We start from the raw sequence: 16,901 nt of genomic DNA, 5'->3' as shown, positions 1-16,901 counted from the left end.
AGTGTGACCAGGAGACGGTAATGAGGCAAAGAGTTTTTCGTTGGGCAATTTCACGGGCTGCCCTTGCTCTGCTGGGGTTGCTGGTGTTGGTGTTCATGACTGCCTGCGGCGGCAGCCGGAAGACCACCCAAACCGAAGGCACGCCCGGTGAAGAGGTGGATATTGATCGTTTACTCGAAGGCGGCGAGCAATCAGCGCAACCCGCCACTACGGACGACGAGAATGAGGTGCTGCGGCTGTTGGGCATCGTGCCGGAGGCCAAGAAACCCGAGGCCGCAAAACCCGACACCGCGGAACCGGCGGTGGTGACGCAGCCCGAGACCAGCCCCGAATTGTCACGCCTGCAGCGCGAATTGCAGGAGAAGAACCAGCAGATTTCCACGTTGCAGGCCGATGTCAGTGAGAAGGAACGCCGCCTGCAGGCATTGCAGGCCGAACTGGAGGCCGCACAAAAGCGGAGCAGCAGCAACAGCCGGACAGTCACCGTCAGCGGCAACTATGCCCAGCGCTACGCTCAGGCACGCGAGCTGTATGAGCAAAAACAATATCGCAATGCCATCCAGGTGTTCGCCGAGTTGCTGGCGGAAGACGATAAGAACAGTCTGGCGGACAATGCGCAGTACTGGATCGGCGAATGCTACTACGGGCTGGGCAACTTCGCGCAATCGATCGCGGAATTTCAGAAGGTGCTCGCCTTTTCGCGGTCGGACAAGCTGGATGATGCGCACCTGAAGCTGGGCCTCTGTTATTTGCGGCTGGGTGATCGCGCCCGCGCGCGCAGCGAGTTGGAGCAACTGCTCGCCATTTACCCCAACAGCGAATATGTTGCGAAGGCCAGGCGCTATCTCAGCCAGATGTAGGCCGGCCCGCTGCGGAAAGAAATGCGCTCAGCATCGCGCTGCTGTCGATGTGCCCACGGGGTGGCCTAGTGCCACCTTTTTCATTACACCAGGGTGAAGCGGGTTTCCAGCCCACACCCGTGAAATCTCTGCAGCCGCCAGCGCGGACCGCTTGGGAAAACCCGGGAGCGCAGCAACAGCGAGGCCGACACCGACAGGCGCCTCGCCCAACGCTGCGGCACTTCGGCCGGGCTTCCCGGCCTGCCGGCGGGCCATTCTGCCGAATCAGCAATTTGACCAGAATCTCAGGACATAAGAACTACGCATGCCGGAGTTACGCAAGGATCCCATCACCGATCGTTGGGTGATCATTTCGACCGAACGGGGAAAGCGGCCCGGCGACTGGTTTGTCGAGCCGAAGACGCGGTCCGGCGGCTTTTGCCCTTTTTGTCCGGGCAATGAAGACAAGACACCGCCCGAGATCGTCGCCACCCGCCCGAACCATTCCGCCCCCAACACCACCGGCTGGAACATTCGTGTCGTGCCGAACAAATTTCCCGCACTGCAAATTGAAGGCGATCTCAATCGCCGCGGCGAAGGGCTGTATGATCTGATGAACGGCGTGGGCGCCCACGAAGTGATCATCGAATCGCCCAATCATCTGGCCGAGCTGTCGGATCTGCCCGTCGAGCACGTCAAAGACATTCTGCTGACCTATCGCCAGCGCATCCAGGATTTGAAAAACGACACCCGCTTCAAATACATTCTGGTGTTCAAGAATCGCGGCACGGCCGCCGGCGCCTCGCTGGAGCATTCGCATTCGCAGCTCATTGCCACGCCCATCATTCCCAAACGCGTGCAGGAGGAGCTGGAGGGCGCGCGCCGGCATTTTGAATTGAAAGAGCGCTGCATTTACTGCGACATTCTCCGGCAGGAACTGCATTCCGGCAAGCGCGTGGTGGTGGCGCGTGAGGACTATGTCGCTCTCGAGCCGTTTGCCCCGCGTTTCCCCTTTGAAACCTGGCTGCTCCCCACCCGGCATGCCTCCCACTTCGAGGCCACCGAGCCGGAGCACTATCACGGCCTGGCAGTGACGTTGCAGGAAACCCTGCAGCGCATCAGCAGCGCCCTGGAGGATCCCCATTACAATTTCATTCTTCATACTTTCCCAGTGCAGGAGCAGGCCTCGCTGGAATACCACTGGCACCTCGAAATCATTCCGAAGCTGACCAAGGTCGCCGGGTTCGAGTGGGGCTCCGGTTTCTACATCAATCCGACGCCACCGGAACTGGCTGCCCAGCACTTGCGCGATGCTCGCCTCTGAACCCGCCGTGCGGCGCACAGCGCCCGCCGGCAGCAGCAGTGAACGAGTTATTGAAGCAGAAGAAACAGGAACGGCGTAATGAAAAACAAATTCAAGATTTTCTATGTGGCAGCGGAAATTTCGCCCTTTGTTGGCTCCAGCCTGCTCGCGGATGCGGCTAATGCCCTTCCCAAAGCGCTCAAGGAGATGGATCATGACATCCGTGTAATGATGCCCAACTACCGCAGTGTCAACGAACGCAAATACGTTCTGCGCGACGTGATTCGCTTGAAAGACATGGCGGTGCCGTGGGCGCGCGAAACCCACGTCGCCAACGGCAAATCGGCGTTCCTGCCCGACTCCAAAGTGCAAATCTATTTCTTCGATCAGAAACCCGCTTTTGACCGTCAGGGTCTCTACGTTGATCCCAAAACTAAGAAGCCGTATGCCGATAATGCCGAGCGCTTTTCGCTGTTCTGCAAGGGTTGCCTGGAAACCTTGAAGCTGTTGCATTGGCAGCCGGACATTATTCATTGCAACGACTGGCAAACCGCGCTGATTCCAGTGTTGCTCAAGACGGCCTACCGTGACGACGCCTTTTTCAAGAACACCAAAGTCCTGCTCACCGTGCACAACTTTGCGGAGCCGGGCGTATTTTCCGCCAATCTCTTGAAGGCCGTCGAGGGCGCCAACTCCCTGCACTACCCGGAGAGCCAGATTGCACTCAACGGCCAGTTCAATTTCCTCAAGGCCGGCCTGCTGAGCGCCGACTTGATCAACGTGATCGGCGAGGGCTACGCCAGGCAACTGCTGCAGAGCGGCGGCCGCACCCAAGGCCTCGATGAGGCCATGCAAAAACGGCGCAAGCTGCTCACTGGCACGCCGCATGGCGTGGACCGCAAACTCTGGAACCCGGCCGCCAGTCCCCACCTGATCCAGCATTTTTCCGAGAGCGATCTCTCCGGCAAGCTGCGCGGCAAGAAGGAGTTTCTGGAAAGTGTCGCCTGCAAGTTTTCGGAGGAAACGCCGCTGCTCGCCATGTTGGATCAAGGCGAGGGCGCGGAGGTGCTCGATCAAATCGATTCGATACTCGGCGAGGCGCTGGCGCTCAATTTCAACGTCGTCTATCTCGGCGTGGCGAATCCCAAAACCGAGAAGGTGCTGGCAAAACATCGCAAGAAATATGCGGGCAAGATGGCGGTGCAGCTCGGCTACGATGAGCCTTTGCTGCATCGTGCGCTCGCCGCGAGCGACCTGGTGCTGCCGGTATCGGGCGTGCTGCTGAAGTCTGCGCTGCCGCTGCAAGCCATGTCTTACGGCGCGGTGCCGCTGCTCATGGACCACGAGGGCTACACCGAAGCGCTGCAGGATTGCCGCAAGGCGGGAACCGGAAATGCGTTTCTGCTCGCCAATCCCGAGGCCAAAGAGATGGTCAAAGCCCTGAAAAGCGCGGTCACCCTGTTTCATGACAAGAAGCGCTGGGCCAGGGTGGCCAAATCCGCGATGACGGCAAATGCCTCCTGGGAGGCGGTAGCCGAGGAGTACACCCGGCTCTACGCCAAGCTCATGACGCGGGGCAAAAAGTAGCCGGTCCCCGGCCGTCCGGTTGTGCCGGTTTGGCCTTTTGCGTCTTACGATGATACGCCGGCTGTTTCAAGAGTGAACAAATTCTCGACAAGTGTCACAATTTTGCCTGCCCAACTCGTGCGCTCTTGCTGCGCGCCAGGAAGGTGATTCTCCGCGTTGCGCACCGGGGATCACTTCCGCCCCCAAATACAAGGGTTACGTCAACTCAAACCTACTGGCGGACAGCTCAGCACACGGCACCAGCGCTCCGGCGCCGGCGCAGGGCGAAGATGATGGTTGTGCCGTTTACGGCATAAAATTTGAAAACTAAAAAGGATGCCAGCACTGGCAAGAGGCTCAGTTGATGGAAGGAATCGAGATTTCAATCACCAAGGTCGGCACCCGTCGTGACATCGCCTTGTTTCGTGTCAAGGGATATATCGACACGCAGACCTGCTCAGAAATGCTGACCCAGATCACCCGGGTGCTCCGCGAGGGCATCTATCATTTGATCGTGGACATGAGCCAGGTGAACTATGTCAGCTCGGCGGGATGGGGTGTGTTTGTGGGCGAGATCAAGGGCATCCGCGAAAATGGCGGGGATTTGAAGATCGTGGAGATGATCCCGGAGGTTCACGACGTCTTTGAAATGCTGGAGTTCAACCGCATTCTGGATGCCTACGAATCCCTCGAGGAGGCGATTGACGATTTTGATCTGTCGATCGGCCTGGACCTGACCCGCAGCATCTCGCAATCCTACAGTCCGGCCGAATTGACCACAGGAGAGGTGGCGGTACTGGATCCGCCCAAATCTGTTTCGCGCCTGCGCGAAGCGGAGGGGGCGCGGGCCAAATCACGCTCGGCATTCACCAAACCGAAGATTGATGAACGTGTCCTGCCACTCACGGAAAAGATAAAAATCATCATCATTGAGAACCCTGCGTTGGGGGTGCGCAAGATCGCGCAAAGCCTCAACACCGACCGGTTCGGCTTCGTCAAGATCGGCTGGTGGAAGCTCTATCAGCTTCTCCGCAAACTGAACCTCGATACCCAGGACAAGCGGTATCGTTTCTATCGCTCGCGCTGAGGTTGCAGGGCCCCGGTTTCCTCTTCCTTCCAGTTTCTGCTCCGGCAGTCGTTTTCCCAACAACCTCTGCTTCGCCCGCCTGAGCGCTGGTACAGCAATTGCTGGTTACAATTGCGTTTTTGTATTTGCATGCATGCGGCCGCCTCGCGCGGGCCGTCCGGCCCGTTTTTGCGCCGGCGCGATGCTCAAACGATGCTTTTGTGGGTAATGTACTCTGGCGCGTGCTCGCTGCGGTTCTGCCTGCATTCTTCAGGTTCAACGGATTGAATTCTTGCCACCTACTTCGGGAGTCTCAGTTATGCACACCAATCGTTTCCACCTTCGCACGCAAGTGGTTTCCCTCGCCACTGCGATCTTCCTTGGCTTGGTCGGTGGTACCAGCCAGGCGCAGTCCACCTACTACTCGCGCGACAGCCAGGGGGCACGCTTCCGCGCGGGAGAAGGCGTGCGCGTGATTGTGTTGGAGAAGACGGACGGCCGCGACATGGGACGGCGCCAGGACTTGAACATCGCGGGCGACTACCTCATCGATCAGGGCGGCTACATCTACGTCCCCTATTTGCGCGCGCCGATCAAGGCCGCGGGCCTGCCGCCGGACAGCCTGGCGCGCCGGCTGCGCGACGAGCTGTTCAATGACCTCACCATCAAACCGCCGATCGAACAAATTTTCTGCATGCCGTTGATCCGCGTGGCGGTGATGGGCGCGGTGCAGCGGCCGGGCTCCTACTTGATTCGCGCCAAAGATTCCCTGTGGGAGCTGATCAACCTCGCCGGCGGGCCGGCCAACGGCGCCGACGTGCGCAAGATCAAGGTCATGCGCGGCGGCCGCACCGTCAGCAAAAACCTGCTGGAAGGCTTCGAAAACGCGCATTCTCTCGAGCAGCTCGGCGTGCGCTCCGGCGACCAAGTGATCATGCCGACCTACTCGCGTTTCACGGTCGACGACGTGGTACGTTACACCTCCTTTGCACTGTCGGTCGCAGTGTTCTATCTGCAAGTGTCCGACCGCAGCAATCGTTGACGCGGAGGTTTTGTTGCGGACTTGGCTTCAAGACGCAGTCGTTTAGCAACGGAGTTCGGGAAGAAAATGGGTATCGACACATTAGCCTTTGAAGATGATGGGGCGCTGGAAGGTCAAAAGCTGGATTTGGGCCGTTACGTGCAGGCGCTCAGACGCCGCTGGTGGCTGGTGCTGCTCGTCGCGGCGGTGGTGGCGGTGCCGTGGGCGATCTATGTCAAGCAGGAAAAGCCGATCTACGAGGCCACGGCCACCATTCGCTACCGCAATATCAGCGCGATGAAAAACCCCGAGACGATGATGCAGGAAATCGTCGAAGTGCTCAACAGCCGCACGTTTGCCGAGCAGGTGGTGGCGGCGCTGGGCCTGGCGGTCACCCTCGAACAGGATTCGGAGAACGGCCGGTTTCTCATTCGCAACCGGATTTTTGCAAAGCTCTCCAGCACCTACAATCCCCGCGTCGGCACTTATGTGTTGCGCATTCCCGGCGACGGCCAGTTCACTCTCGCCATGCTGGATGAAGACTCGGACGAGGAGATTCCCCTGCGCACCGGCGACGTCTTCCGCGCCGCCAGCGATACCATTTCCGTTAATGGCATCTCCTTTCAATTGGCGGACCCGCAGAAGCTGCCGTCGCGCGTCACCTTCAAAGTCGAGCCGTTCAAATCCGCCGTCTCTTCGCTGCAACAGCGCGTGCAACCGGGCTTGAATCAGAGTCTGACCCTGATGTCGGTGAAACTGACCGACAACGATCCCTATGTCGTTACCCAAACCGCGAACAGCCTGGCGCGGCTCTATGTCGACCGCAGTAAGGTCGAAGGCGCCAGTTCCGATGAAAAGCAACTGGAGACGCTGCAGGAGCAGGTGCGGCAGGCGCAGCGCGACTACGACGAGATCGACCGGCGGTACACCGAGGCCAAACGCCGTGCCGGCGGCAACTTGGGTGGGAACCGTTATGAAGTAACCGTCGCCAAGCTGGCGGAAGCCGAAAAGAAGCTCGAAACCTTGAAGCAACAGCGCGACGGATTGAAGGAGTTGCTCGATCGCGCCACCGGCACGCCGGTGGAAAACGCCAGCGCGGCCGCGCGCGAGGCGATCAGCTACGTTTACAAGGGCATCGCCAACCATCAGCTCTTCGACAACAATGCTTCGATGGTGGTGGCGCGGCAGCGCTTGAGTGATTTGGAAACGAAGCGCACCGAGGAGCTGCGCAGCAAAACCGAGCGGCATCCCGACGTGGTGGCGCTGGAAAACGAAATCGTGCAGCTCTACAATCAGATTCAAGCCGCGGGCCGTACCAAGCTCGGCAACCTGGCCCAGGAAATCAGCCGGCAGGATCGCGAAGTGGCGATGCTCAACGCCCAACTCGGCGGCCTGCCCGAACAGGAATCTACTCTGTGGGCGCTGGAGCGCGAATGGAAGCAGAAGTCGGACTATCTGCAGACGCTGCGCGAGCAGTTGCAGAAGGGCAAGATCGCCGTCACCTCCGACAAATCCGACATCGAGATTTTGGATCCCGCGATCGAGCCGGAATACCCGGTCAATCGCAACAAGAAAGCCAAGGCCGCGGCCGGCGGCGTGGCCGGCCTGCTGTTCGGCATGTTCGTGGTCATCGCGCTGGAGGCACTCGACCGCTCGATCAAGACGGTGGATGACATCAAGGGCACGCTCAAGCTGAGCGTGCTAGGCGCCATTCCCCAAATCGATTTCGGCGAGTATTACGAATTCCAAGATCACGAAAAGGCCAAGCTGGTGGATCAGCAATTGGTGACGCACGATTACTCGCCCACGCCCATTGGCGAGGCCTATCGCTCGCTGCGCACCAACATTCTGTTCTCCAAGACCGCGGGCCGCATCCAGACGCTGGTGATCACCTCGACGGCGCCGGGTGACGGCAAGTCCTTCACCGCCGCCAATCTCAGCATCACGATGGCGCAACAGAAGAGCAACACCCTGCTCATCGACACCGACTTGCGGCGCGGCGTGTTGCACAACACCTTTGGCGTGCCGAAGGAACCGGGCTTCAGCAACTACCTGACCGGATCGATTCTGGCGGCCGAGATCATTCATGAAACCCACATTCCCAACCTCTCCGTGATCAGTTGCGGCTCGCTGATCCCCAACCCCTCGGAGATGCTGGGCTCCGTGCAACTGCGCCGGTTTCTCGATGAGATGCGCCGGCGATACGACCTCATCATCTTCGACACCCCGCCGTTGAATGCGGCGACCGATGCCGTCGTGCTGGGCACGCAGGTCGACGGCGCGGTAATCGTGGTGCGTGCCGGCAAGACCAACAAGGAAGTGGCGCGCAAGAAGATCGAAATGTTCCAGAATGTGCAGGCCAAGATACTCGGTGTGATTTTGAATGGTACGACGGTGGATTTGGCGCACGAGGGCTACAGCTACTACCATTATTGATCGCAAGCACTCTCACAAAAGGCGATGTGATGAAATGTCTCCTGACCGGCGGCGCCGGCTTCATCGGCTCACACCTGAGCGAGCGCCTGCTGGCGCGCGGCCATGCGCTGGTGAACCTCGACAACTTCAACGACTATTACGACCCTGCCATCAAGCGCCGTAACATCGCGCCTCTCCTGGCGCATCCGGCCTACACCTTGTGTGAAGGCGACATTTTGGAGCGGGACAAGCTGGAACAGCTCTTTCAGGAGCACCGCTTCGAGGTCCTCATTCACCTCGCGGCGCGCGCCGGCGTGCGGCCTTCCATTGCCCAGCCGTTGCTCTATGAAAAGGTCAACATGGAAGGCACGCTCAATCTGCTTGAAATGGCGCGCCAGGCCGGCGTGTCGAAGTTCATCTTCGGCTCCTCCTCCTCGGTGTACGGGGAAAACGGCAAAGTACCGTTTTCCGAGAGTGATCCGGTGGATCATCCCATCAGCCCGTACGCCGCGACCAAGAAGGCCGGCGAGCAGATGTGCTACACCTATCACCACCTCTACCGTCTCAAAATCACCTGTCTGCGCTTCTTCACGGTTTATGGGCCGCGCCAGCGCCCGGACATGGCGATTCACAAATTCACCCGCATGATCGCCAACGGCGAACGGGTCACGGTCTACGGCGACGGCTCGAGCCAGCGCGACTACACCTTCATTTCCGATATTGTCGACGGCATCGAGGCCGCCATCAGCCATTGCACTTCCTATCACGTTTATAATCTGGGCGAATCGCGCACGATCGACTTGCTCTCGCTGATCCGTTTGATTCAGGAATATTTAGGCAAGCGCGCCGTCATCGAGCATCTGCCGCCGCAGCCCGGCGATGTCCCCATCACATTTGCGGACATTACCAAGGCGCAGCGGGAAATCGGTTACGCGCCCCGGGTGGAGATTCAGGAGGGGGTGCGGCAATTCGTGGAATGGTATCGGCAGAACCATCCCGTGCAAAAGTAAATTCCCGGCAACGGGAGCGCGCGGCCCAGGAAGGTGAGGTTTCAACATGGTTCGGGAGAAACAGGCGTTTCTCAGCAATCTGGTCAGGATGATTGACGCGGGCGTGATTCTGTTCGCGTTCATCATTTCCTATTTTGTCAGCTTTCACCTGCGTGAGGCCTATAATCTCGGTGAAATGGCTTTCGCCGTATCGCCCGATTTGGAGGGGTTGTTCTATTTCACGCACAAGAACCGCGTGCTCATCGGGTTTTGCCTGCTGATTTGGATCGCCACGCTCACCTTCATCGGCGCTTACCGTGATTTTCGCACCAAGACGCTGGCGCGCAGCATCTGGCAGATTTTCATCGCCGGCGTGGCCACGCTGTTGATGGTCGGCACCCCCATTTTCGCCTTCCAGTTGTTTCTCACCAGCCGTCTGTTCATCGCCACCTTTTGGGCCATTGCCGTCATCCTGCTGCTGTTCGAGCGTTATCTGCTCAACCAGTTCCTCGATTACATCCACAGCCGCGGCTACAATCACATCAATCTGTTGATCGTGGGCACCGGCAAGCGCGCGCGTGAGTTCATCCGCACCGTGAAGTCGCATTCCTCCTGGGGGCTTAGTATCGTCGGCCTGATCGACGACGAGCACGGCATGTTCGGCAAGGAGATCGAAGGCTATCGCGTGCTCGGCCGGCTGCAGGATATTCCTTTCATCATTCATCGCAAAGTCATCGACCGGGTGATCTTCGTGGTGCCGCGGCTGTGGCTCAACCGCATCGATGACGCCATTCTCGCCTGCGAACGTGAGGGCATTCCCACCAGCATTTCGATGGATCTCTACAACCTGCGTATCGCCACGGTGCGGCAGACCGACTTCAGCGGCTTTCCCTTGCTGGAGTTCGAGACCTTCAGCGCGCAGGCCTGGCAGTTGTTCGTGAAGCGCGTGCTGGACGTGGTGCTGGCACTGGTGTTGATTCTGCTGCTGTCGCCGGTGTTCGTGCTGATCGCGCTGGCCATCAAGCTCACCTCGCGCGGTCCGGTGCTGTTCAAACAAGCCCGGTGCGGCATGAACGGCCGGACCTTCACGCTCTACAAATTCCGCTCCATGATCGCCAACGCCGAGATGCGTAAACGCGAGCTGGAAAAGATGAATGAGATGGACGGCCCGGTGTTCAAGATCAAACGTGATCCCCGCATCACCACGGTGGGCCGCATTCTGCGCAAATCGTCGCTCGATGAGCTGCCGCAATTGTTCAACGTGCTGATGGGCGACATGAGCTTTGTCGGGCCGCGGCCGCCGCTCGCGGTCGAGGTCGAGTTGTACAAACAGTGGCAACGCCGCCGGCTTTCGCTGAAACCGGGATTGACCTGCATCTGGCAGGTGAGCGGCCGCAATCACATCGGCTTCGAGAAGTGGATGGAGATGGACATGGAGTATATCGACAACTGGTCGCTCTGGCTGGATTTCAAGATCATGGCCAAGACCGTGTTCGTCGTCCTGTTCGGTTACGGCGCGAGCTGAGGCCGCCTCCGAAGATTGCCGGCGCCGCGTTCCTGCCCTCTGCAGCGGCACGCCTTTGCCGGTATTCAATTGACCTGCTGTGAATGAGACAACCTAGCGAGGACGGGTATGCACATCTGCATGATCGGCACGGGCTACGTCGGTCTGGTGACCGGTACCTGCTTTGCCGAATTCGGCAATGAAGTGGTCTGCGTCGACAACGATCAAACGAAAATCACCAAGCTGCAAGCCGGCGAGATACCGATCTATGAACCCGGCCTGGACGCGCTGGTGGCGCAGAACGTGAAGGCCGGCCGGCTTTCCTTCACCACGGATTTGAAGCGCGCGGTGGAGAACGCCCTGGTCATCTTCATTGCCGTCGGCACGCCGCCGGCCGAAGACGGCTCCGCCGACTTGCGTTACGTCGAGGCGGTGGCCAAAGACATCGCCCGTTTCATGAATGGCTACAAAGTCATCGTCAACAAGAGCACCGTGCCGGTGGGCGCCGGCAAATGGATCAAGAAAGTGATCCAGGCGAACCAACCCTCGCCCATTCATTTTTCCGTGGTTTCCAATCCCGAGTTCTTGCGGGAAGGCTCGGCCATCGAGGACTTCATGCGGCCCAACCGGGTGGTCATCGGCACGGAAGACAGCGAGGCCATGGCGATCATGAAAGATCTGTATTCGCCGCTTTACTTGATCGAAACCCCGATCGTGATGACCAATCTCGCCAGCGCCGAGTTGACCAAGTACGCCGCCAACGCTTTCCTGGCCACCAAGGTGAGCTTCATCAATGAAGTCGCCAATGTGTGCGAGCGGGTGGGCGCGGACGTGCATGACGTGGCCAAAGGCATGGGATTGGACAACCGCATCGGCACCAAGTTTTTGCATGCCGGCCCGGGCTATGGCGGCTCCTGCTTTCCCAAAGATACACGCGCCTTGCTCGCCATCGCGCAGCAGCATGACTACCGGTTTCAAATCGTCGAGGCCGCGGTGCGGGTGAACGAGCAGCAGCGCCGCATCATGGTGCAGAAGATCAAACAGGCGACCGGCAGCGTGAAGGGCAAAACCATCGCCGTGCTGGGACTTTCGTTCAAGCCCAACACCGACGACATGCGCGAAGCGCCGGCGGTGGACATCATCCGCACCCTGCTCGAAGAGGGTGCCGTGGTTCGTGCCTACGATCCCGTGGCCGTCGCCGAGGCCCGCAAGGTGCTGCCCCAGGTGGCCTACGGCAAAGACGCTTATGAAATCATGGAAGGCGCGGACGCGCTGGTTTTCATCACCGAATGGAATCAATTCCGCAGCCTCGACCTGGACAAGGTCAAGGCTTTGTTGCGCACGCCGCTGGTGATCGACCTGCGCAACATCTATGAGCCGCACAAAATGACCGACAAAGGCATCAAGTACTTCAGCGTCGGCCGTTGACGCAAGACAACAGCACGGGGTGGCAGGCTGATCCGGATCGCAGGGATGCCTTCTGCAATCGGCTTCCGGCAAACGCTCAATAACGATCCCACATCATCGCGCAGGAGTGTAGCATCAGGATTTTTGAGCGGGCGCCGGTGCAGGGCGGAAGGAGGCCGAGTTCCGGCATGGCTGCCACCCCTTTTTTACGTGTGTCACACAAATACATCGTTTCAGGCTGGCACACGCGCCGAACACCTCAGGCCACCTCCTCCGCTGGTTTCACCTCCAAATCGCGCCCAAACCGCTGTAAATCGCCCCCCCGCTGCACGAATTTCGGGCACTGGTACTGGCATCAGTGTTGCTAAAAATGTGAGAGCAGGTTCACGCTCAGGATTCATTTGCAGAGACGATTGGCCAGATCCTTATGTATGTCTTGATGATTGCGCCCCAGCCCTTTTTTCAGCCCCGCGGCACGCCGTTCAGCGTTCTGCATCGTTTGCACGCCCTCTCCCGTTTGGGCCACAAGATCGACCTGGTCACCTATCACCTCGGCCAGAATGTCGAGATTGAAAACGTGCAGATTCAACGCGCCGCGGCGGTGAAGTTCATCAAAGAAATTGCCATTGGGCCTTCCGTGCCCAAGCTGCTCCTGGATGTTCTTGTCTATCGCCGCGCCCTCGCGCTGTTGCAGCAGAACCGCTATGATTTGCTGCACACCCACGAGGAAGCCGGTTTCATGGGCATTCGCCTGAGCCGACGATACGGCCTGCCCCATCTTTATGACATGCATTCCAGCCTGCCGCAGCAATTATCGAATTTCAAATACAGCCAAAACCCCCTGCTGGTGCGCACCTTCGAGCGGCTGGAAGCCGCCACCATCAACAGCGCCCAGGCGGTGATCACCATTTGCCCGGAGCTTTATCACTACGTGCGCGAGCGCTTCCCCGGCAAGTTCAACAAGCTCATCGAAAACGTTGCCGACAACAGCGAAGTGTTTGCCGCGCCGGTCGAAGCGCACGAGCTCAAGCAACGTTACCGCCTCAATGGTGAGACGGTGGTGTTGTACACCGGCACACTCGAACCCTATCAAGGCTTGGAATTGCTGATTGCCTCCAGCCCGCGGGTGGTGAAGGAACAGCCGCAAACCCGTTTTCTCGTGGTGGGCGGCAAGCCGGAGCAAGTGCGCGACAATCAGGAGAAGGCCAGACAGTTGGGGGTGAGCGACAAATTCATTTTCACCGGCCAGCGGCCGCCGGAGGAAATCCCGCAGTTCATGCGCTTGGCGCAGGTGCTGGTTTCGCCGCGGCTGGAAGGCAACAATACGCCGCTCAAGATTTACTCCTATCTGCGTTCCGGCGTGCCGATCGTCGCCACCAATCATCTCACCCACACGCAGGTTTTGAACTCGGAGGTGGCGGTGCTGACCGACTGCAAACCCGAGGCGTTCGCCGGCGGCCTGTTGCGCGTGTTGCGTGACCGGCAATTCGGTGAGGCGCTCGGTCGCAAAGCGCGCGCGCTCGCCGAGCAGGAATACAGCTACGCGGCTTATTTGCGCAAGACTGCGGAGGTCTACGATTATCTCCAATCGCATTCCTCCAGGCAGCCGTCGTGACCGTGTGACGCGTGCCCGGCGGCGGAGATGGGCAGCACGGCAGCGCCAGCGGAGCAAGGCCACAACAAAGCCCACTGCCGGCCGCGGCCTCCCGGCCGCTGACAGGGGCAGGGAAATGGACTCATTGCCGAGGTAGTGAAGATTCATGTGCGGTATTTGCGGAATCATGACCTTTTCGCCGTCCGCTGCGATCGCGCCGGAAGAATTGCGCCGGATGAACGACGCCATTTTTCACCGCGGCCCGGATGAAGAAGGCTTCTATCACCACGAGCAGATCGGCATGGCCATGCGCCGCCTCAGCATCATCGACTTGTCCAGCGGCCAGCAGCCGATCAGCAACGAAGACGGCACGCTCTGGATCGTCTTCAACGGCGAGATCTACAACTATCTCGAACTGCGCGCCGAGCTGGAACGCCGCGGCCACCGCTTCAAAACCAGGTCCGACACCGAAGCGATCGTGCATGCCTACGAGGAATATGGCGTGGAGTGCCCATCCAAACTCAACGGCATGTTCGGCTTTGCCATCTGGGACACGCGCCGGCGCTCGCTGTTTCTCTCGCGCGACCGCCTGGGCAAAAAGCCGCTGTACTACTACGCCGGGCGCGATCGGTTCATCTTTGCTTCCGAAATGAAAAGCATTCTGCAGGCGCAGGGCGTGCCGCGCCGGATTTCGCCGGAGGCATTGGATCTCTATCTCACCTATGAATATGTGCCTGCGCCGCACACCATCCTTGCCGACCTCAAGAAACTGCCCGCCGGGCATTCGCTCTTGATCAAGGCCGACGGCAAAACCGAGCTGCGCCGCTATTGGGATCTGCATTTTCGCGAGAACGGCTATCATTCCGCCGAACTGCAACAGGGCTTGGTGGAACTGCTGCAGGATGCCGTGAAGATCCGCTTGATGAGCGAAGTGCCGCTCGGCGCGTTTCTCTCCGGCGGCATCGACTCGAGCTGCATCGTGGCGCTGATGGCGCGCGCCATGGATCAGCCGGTCAAGACGTTCTCCATCGGCTTCGAAGAGGGCAGCTACAACGAGCTGCATTATGCCCGCGAGATTGCGCGCCATTACCGCACCGATCACAAAGAATTCATCCTGCGGCCCAATGCCCTGGAGTTGACCGAAAAACTCGTTCGCCACCTGGATGAGCCACTCGGCGATTTTTCGATCTTTCCCACTTATCTCGTTTCGAAAATGGCGCGTGAGCATGTGACCGTGGTGCTGAGCGGCGACGGCGGCGACGAGTTGTTTGCCGGCTATGATGCCTATCGCGCCGATCGCATGTATCGCGCCTATCGCCGGCTGCCGGCCTTCGTACGCCACGGCCTGGTGTCGCCCGCCGCCAAGCTGCTGCCGCCGACGGAGAAAAAGAAGGGCGCCTGCAACAAGATCAAGCGCTTCGTCGAAGGCACGCAGTATCCCGAGGATTTGCAACACGTGCGCTGGATGATTTTTCTGGCGGCGCAGGAGAAGCGCCTGCTCTACGGCGAGGCGCTGCGCGCGGTCGATATGCAGCACGGCGCGCACGATTTCATGCGCCATCATTTTCAACATGCCGATTCGCAGGACGAGATCAACCGCCAGCTTTATGTTGACATCAAAACGTATCTCTGCGACGACATCATGGTGAAGGTCGACCGTATGAGCATGGCCGCTTCACTGGAGGCGCGCGCACCCTTCCTGGATTATCGCGTGGTCGAGTATGCCGCCACCATCCCCAGCGCGCTCAAGCTGCGCGGCAAGCAAACCAAGTGGATCCTCAAGCAGGCCATGGCCGAGCTGTTGCCGCCGCAGATCATCAAACGCGGCAAGGAAGGGTTCAGCATTCCCATCAAGAACTGGCTCAAGCAGGAACTGCGGCCGCTGATGCTCGACGTGCTGTCGCCGGCGCGGCTGAAGCGCGACGGCTTCTTCGATGCGGCTTATGTGCGACGGCTGGTCGATGAGCATCTGCGCGGCGTGGAAAATCACAGTCATCGTTTGTGGGCGCTCACCGTGTTCGGTATCTGGCACGACCATTATTTGAGTTGAGGCCGTACCCATGCTCAAACAGGTCAAACATCTCCAAAATCTCCTGCGCTTCGCCAAAGGCGAGCACGAGCCGATCATCGGCCCGATCAAGGCGGCGTGGGAAGTCGACTACATGTGCAACGCCAGATGCCGCACCTGCGAGTGCTGGCAGGCGGCGCCCGATGCGCGTGTGTTGTCAACCGCCGAGGGCATGGACTTGATCAAGCAGCTCGCGGAAAACGGCGTGATGAACCTGTGCTTTACCGGCGGCGAGCCGCTGTTGCGCAAGGACATTTTCGAGCTGATCGCCTGCGCCAAGGGCCACCACCTGTCGACCGCCTTGATGTCCAACGGCTTGTTGATCAACGACCGCCGCGCCAAGAAGCTGATCGACGCCGGCCTGGATTTGATCTACATTTCGCTCGACGGCAGCACGCCAGAACTCAACGATTCGTTGCGCGGCATCAAGGGCTATTTCGAGCTGGCCAGCCAGGCGATCGAGAATCTCAAGGCGCTGCGCAGCAACGCCCGCCCCAAGATCTACGTCGCCTTCACCATGAACAAGGCCAATTTGTACGATCTCGAAAACATGGCGCGCTTCGTGAAAGCGCGCGCGCTCGAGGGCCTGTCCTTCCAGCCCGCGTTGCATCTGCCCAAAGTGCGCTATCGCGTCGACGAGGAGCTGGCGCTCGGCCCGGGTGACGCCGCGACGCTGCAAACCATGGTGGATCGTGTGCTCAAAATGTACGGCGAACTTCTGCCGATGAATCGCGACTACTATCGCCAGTTTGCCGCCTTCGCCGAGCAGCCGCACCGCCTCTGGCAGCAGCACAGCATCGCGGGCTTTGCCTTCGCCAGCATCGATCCCTGGGGCAACATTTATCCGGATCCGCTGGAAACCGAGCTGATGGGCAACATTCGCGAACAGCGCTTCGAAGAGATTTGGTATGGCCGCCGCGCCCGTGAAGTGCGCGGCCGCATCGCGCGCCAGGAAGTGCCGGCCGGCTTCTTCGAATGCGTGGTGCCGTTGACTTTGGCGGTGCAGCGCATGTCGCCGTTGCGCCTGCATCGGGCGCTGAAGCCGATCTTCACCACGGCCGAGCATTTCTAAACAGAATTTGGGCACCGCAACTGAATTCCCTTGAGGCCTCCGACAAGACGCCCAAAA

12 protein-coding genes are annotated in these 16,901 nt (G+C 59.4%); all 12 read left to right on the top strand.

What is annotated here, in order from left to right:
* The first annotated feature begins 20 nt into the window (after positions 1-20).
* The 12 genes from L6R21_05245 to L6R21_05190 all read left to right on the top strand — a co-directional run bounded on the left by L6R21_05245 (position 21) and on the right by L6R21_05190 (position 16,844).
* Positions 21-860 carry a tetratricopeptide repeat protein gene (locus L6R21_05245; protein ID MCK6558584.1) on the top strand — a complete coding sequence of 280 codons (840 nt, stop codon included), beginning with the start codon at positions 21-23 and terminating at the stop codon, positions 858-860.
* Between the two features lie 304 nt (positions 861-1,164).
* Positions 1,165-2,163 (top strand): galactose-1-phosphate uridylyltransferase, encoded by a 999-nt coding sequence (galT, locus tag L6R21_05240; GenBank protein MCK6558583.1) that lies wholly within the window; start codon positions 1,165-1,167, stop codon positions 2,161-2,163.
* A 78-nt stretch (positions 2,164-2,241) separates the two neighbouring features.
* Complete coding sequence (locus L6R21_05235; protein ID MCK6558582.1) at positions 2,242-3,729, top strand: glycogen synthase; 1,488 nt, start codon at positions 2,242-2,244, stop codon at positions 3,727-3,729.
* Positions 3,730-4,072: 343 nt separating this feature from the next.
* A complete protein-coding gene (locus tag L6R21_05230; GenBank protein ID MCK6558581.1) occupies positions 4,073-4,795 on the top strand; it encodes an STAS domain-containing protein in 723 nt (240 codons plus the stop codon).
* Positions 4,796-5,093: 298 nt separating this feature from the next.
* Entirely contained in the window at positions 5,094-5,816 is a 723-nt protein-coding gene (locus L6R21_05225; protein ID MCK6558580.1) for an SLBB domain-containing protein, read from the top strand.
* A 66-nt stretch (positions 5,817-5,882) separates the two neighbouring features.
* Positions 5,883-8,231 (top strand): polysaccharide biosynthesis tyrosine autokinase, encoded by a 2,349-nt coding sequence (locus L6R21_05220; GenBank protein MCK6558579.1) that lies wholly within the window; start codon positions 5,883-5,885, stop codon positions 8,229-8,231.
* Positions 8,232-8,260: 29 nt separating this feature from the next.
* Entirely contained in the window at positions 8,261-9,220 is a 960-nt protein-coding gene (locus tag L6R21_05215) for a GDP-mannose 4,6-dehydratase (protein ID MCK6558578.1), read from the top strand.
* A 46-nt stretch (positions 9,221-9,266) separates the two neighbouring features.
* Positions 9,267-10,724: a sugar transferase gene (locus tag L6R21_05210; GenBank protein ID MCK6558577.1), complete on the top strand. Its 1,458-nt coding sequence runs from the start codon at positions 9,267-9,269 to the stop codon at positions 10,722-10,724.
* A 108-nt stretch (positions 10,725-10,832) separates the two neighbouring features.
* The gene (locus L6R21_05205; GenBank protein ID MCK6558576.1) at positions 10,833-12,131 is read left to right on the top strand and encodes a UDP-glucose/GDP-mannose dehydrogenase family protein; all 1,299 of its coding nucleotides are present in this window, start codon (positions 10,833-10,835) and stop codon (positions 12,129-12,131) included.
* Positions 12,132-12,537: 406 nt separating this feature from the next.
* Positions 12,538-13,725 carry a glycosyltransferase family 4 protein gene (locus L6R21_05200; protein MCK6558575.1) on the top strand — a complete coding sequence of 396 codons (1,188 nt, stop codon included), beginning with the start codon at positions 12,538-12,540 and terminating at the stop codon, positions 13,723-13,725.
* Positions 13,726-13,891: 166 nt separating this feature from the next.
* On the top strand, positions 13,892-15,754 hold the full coding sequence (gene asnB / locus L6R21_05195; protein MCK6558574.1) for an asparagine synthase (glutamine-hydrolyzing): 1,863 nt from the start codon (positions 13,892-13,894) through the stop codon (positions 15,752-15,754).
* A 10-nt stretch (positions 15,755-15,764) separates the two neighbouring features.
* The gene (locus L6R21_05190) at positions 15,765-16,844 is read left to right on the top strand and encodes a radical SAM protein (protein MCK6558573.1); all 1,080 of its coding nucleotides are present in this window, start codon (positions 15,765-15,767) and stop codon (positions 16,842-16,844) included.
* Positions 16,845-16,901 lie beyond the last annotated feature (57 nt).

It is taken from the genome of bacterium (assembly GCA_023150945.1).
Classification (GTDB): Bacteria; Zhuqueibacterota; Zhuqueibacteria; order Zhuqueibacterales; family Zhuqueibacteraceae; genus Coneutiohabitans.
This window is presented reverse-complemented; position numbering and strand designations above follow the sequence as displayed.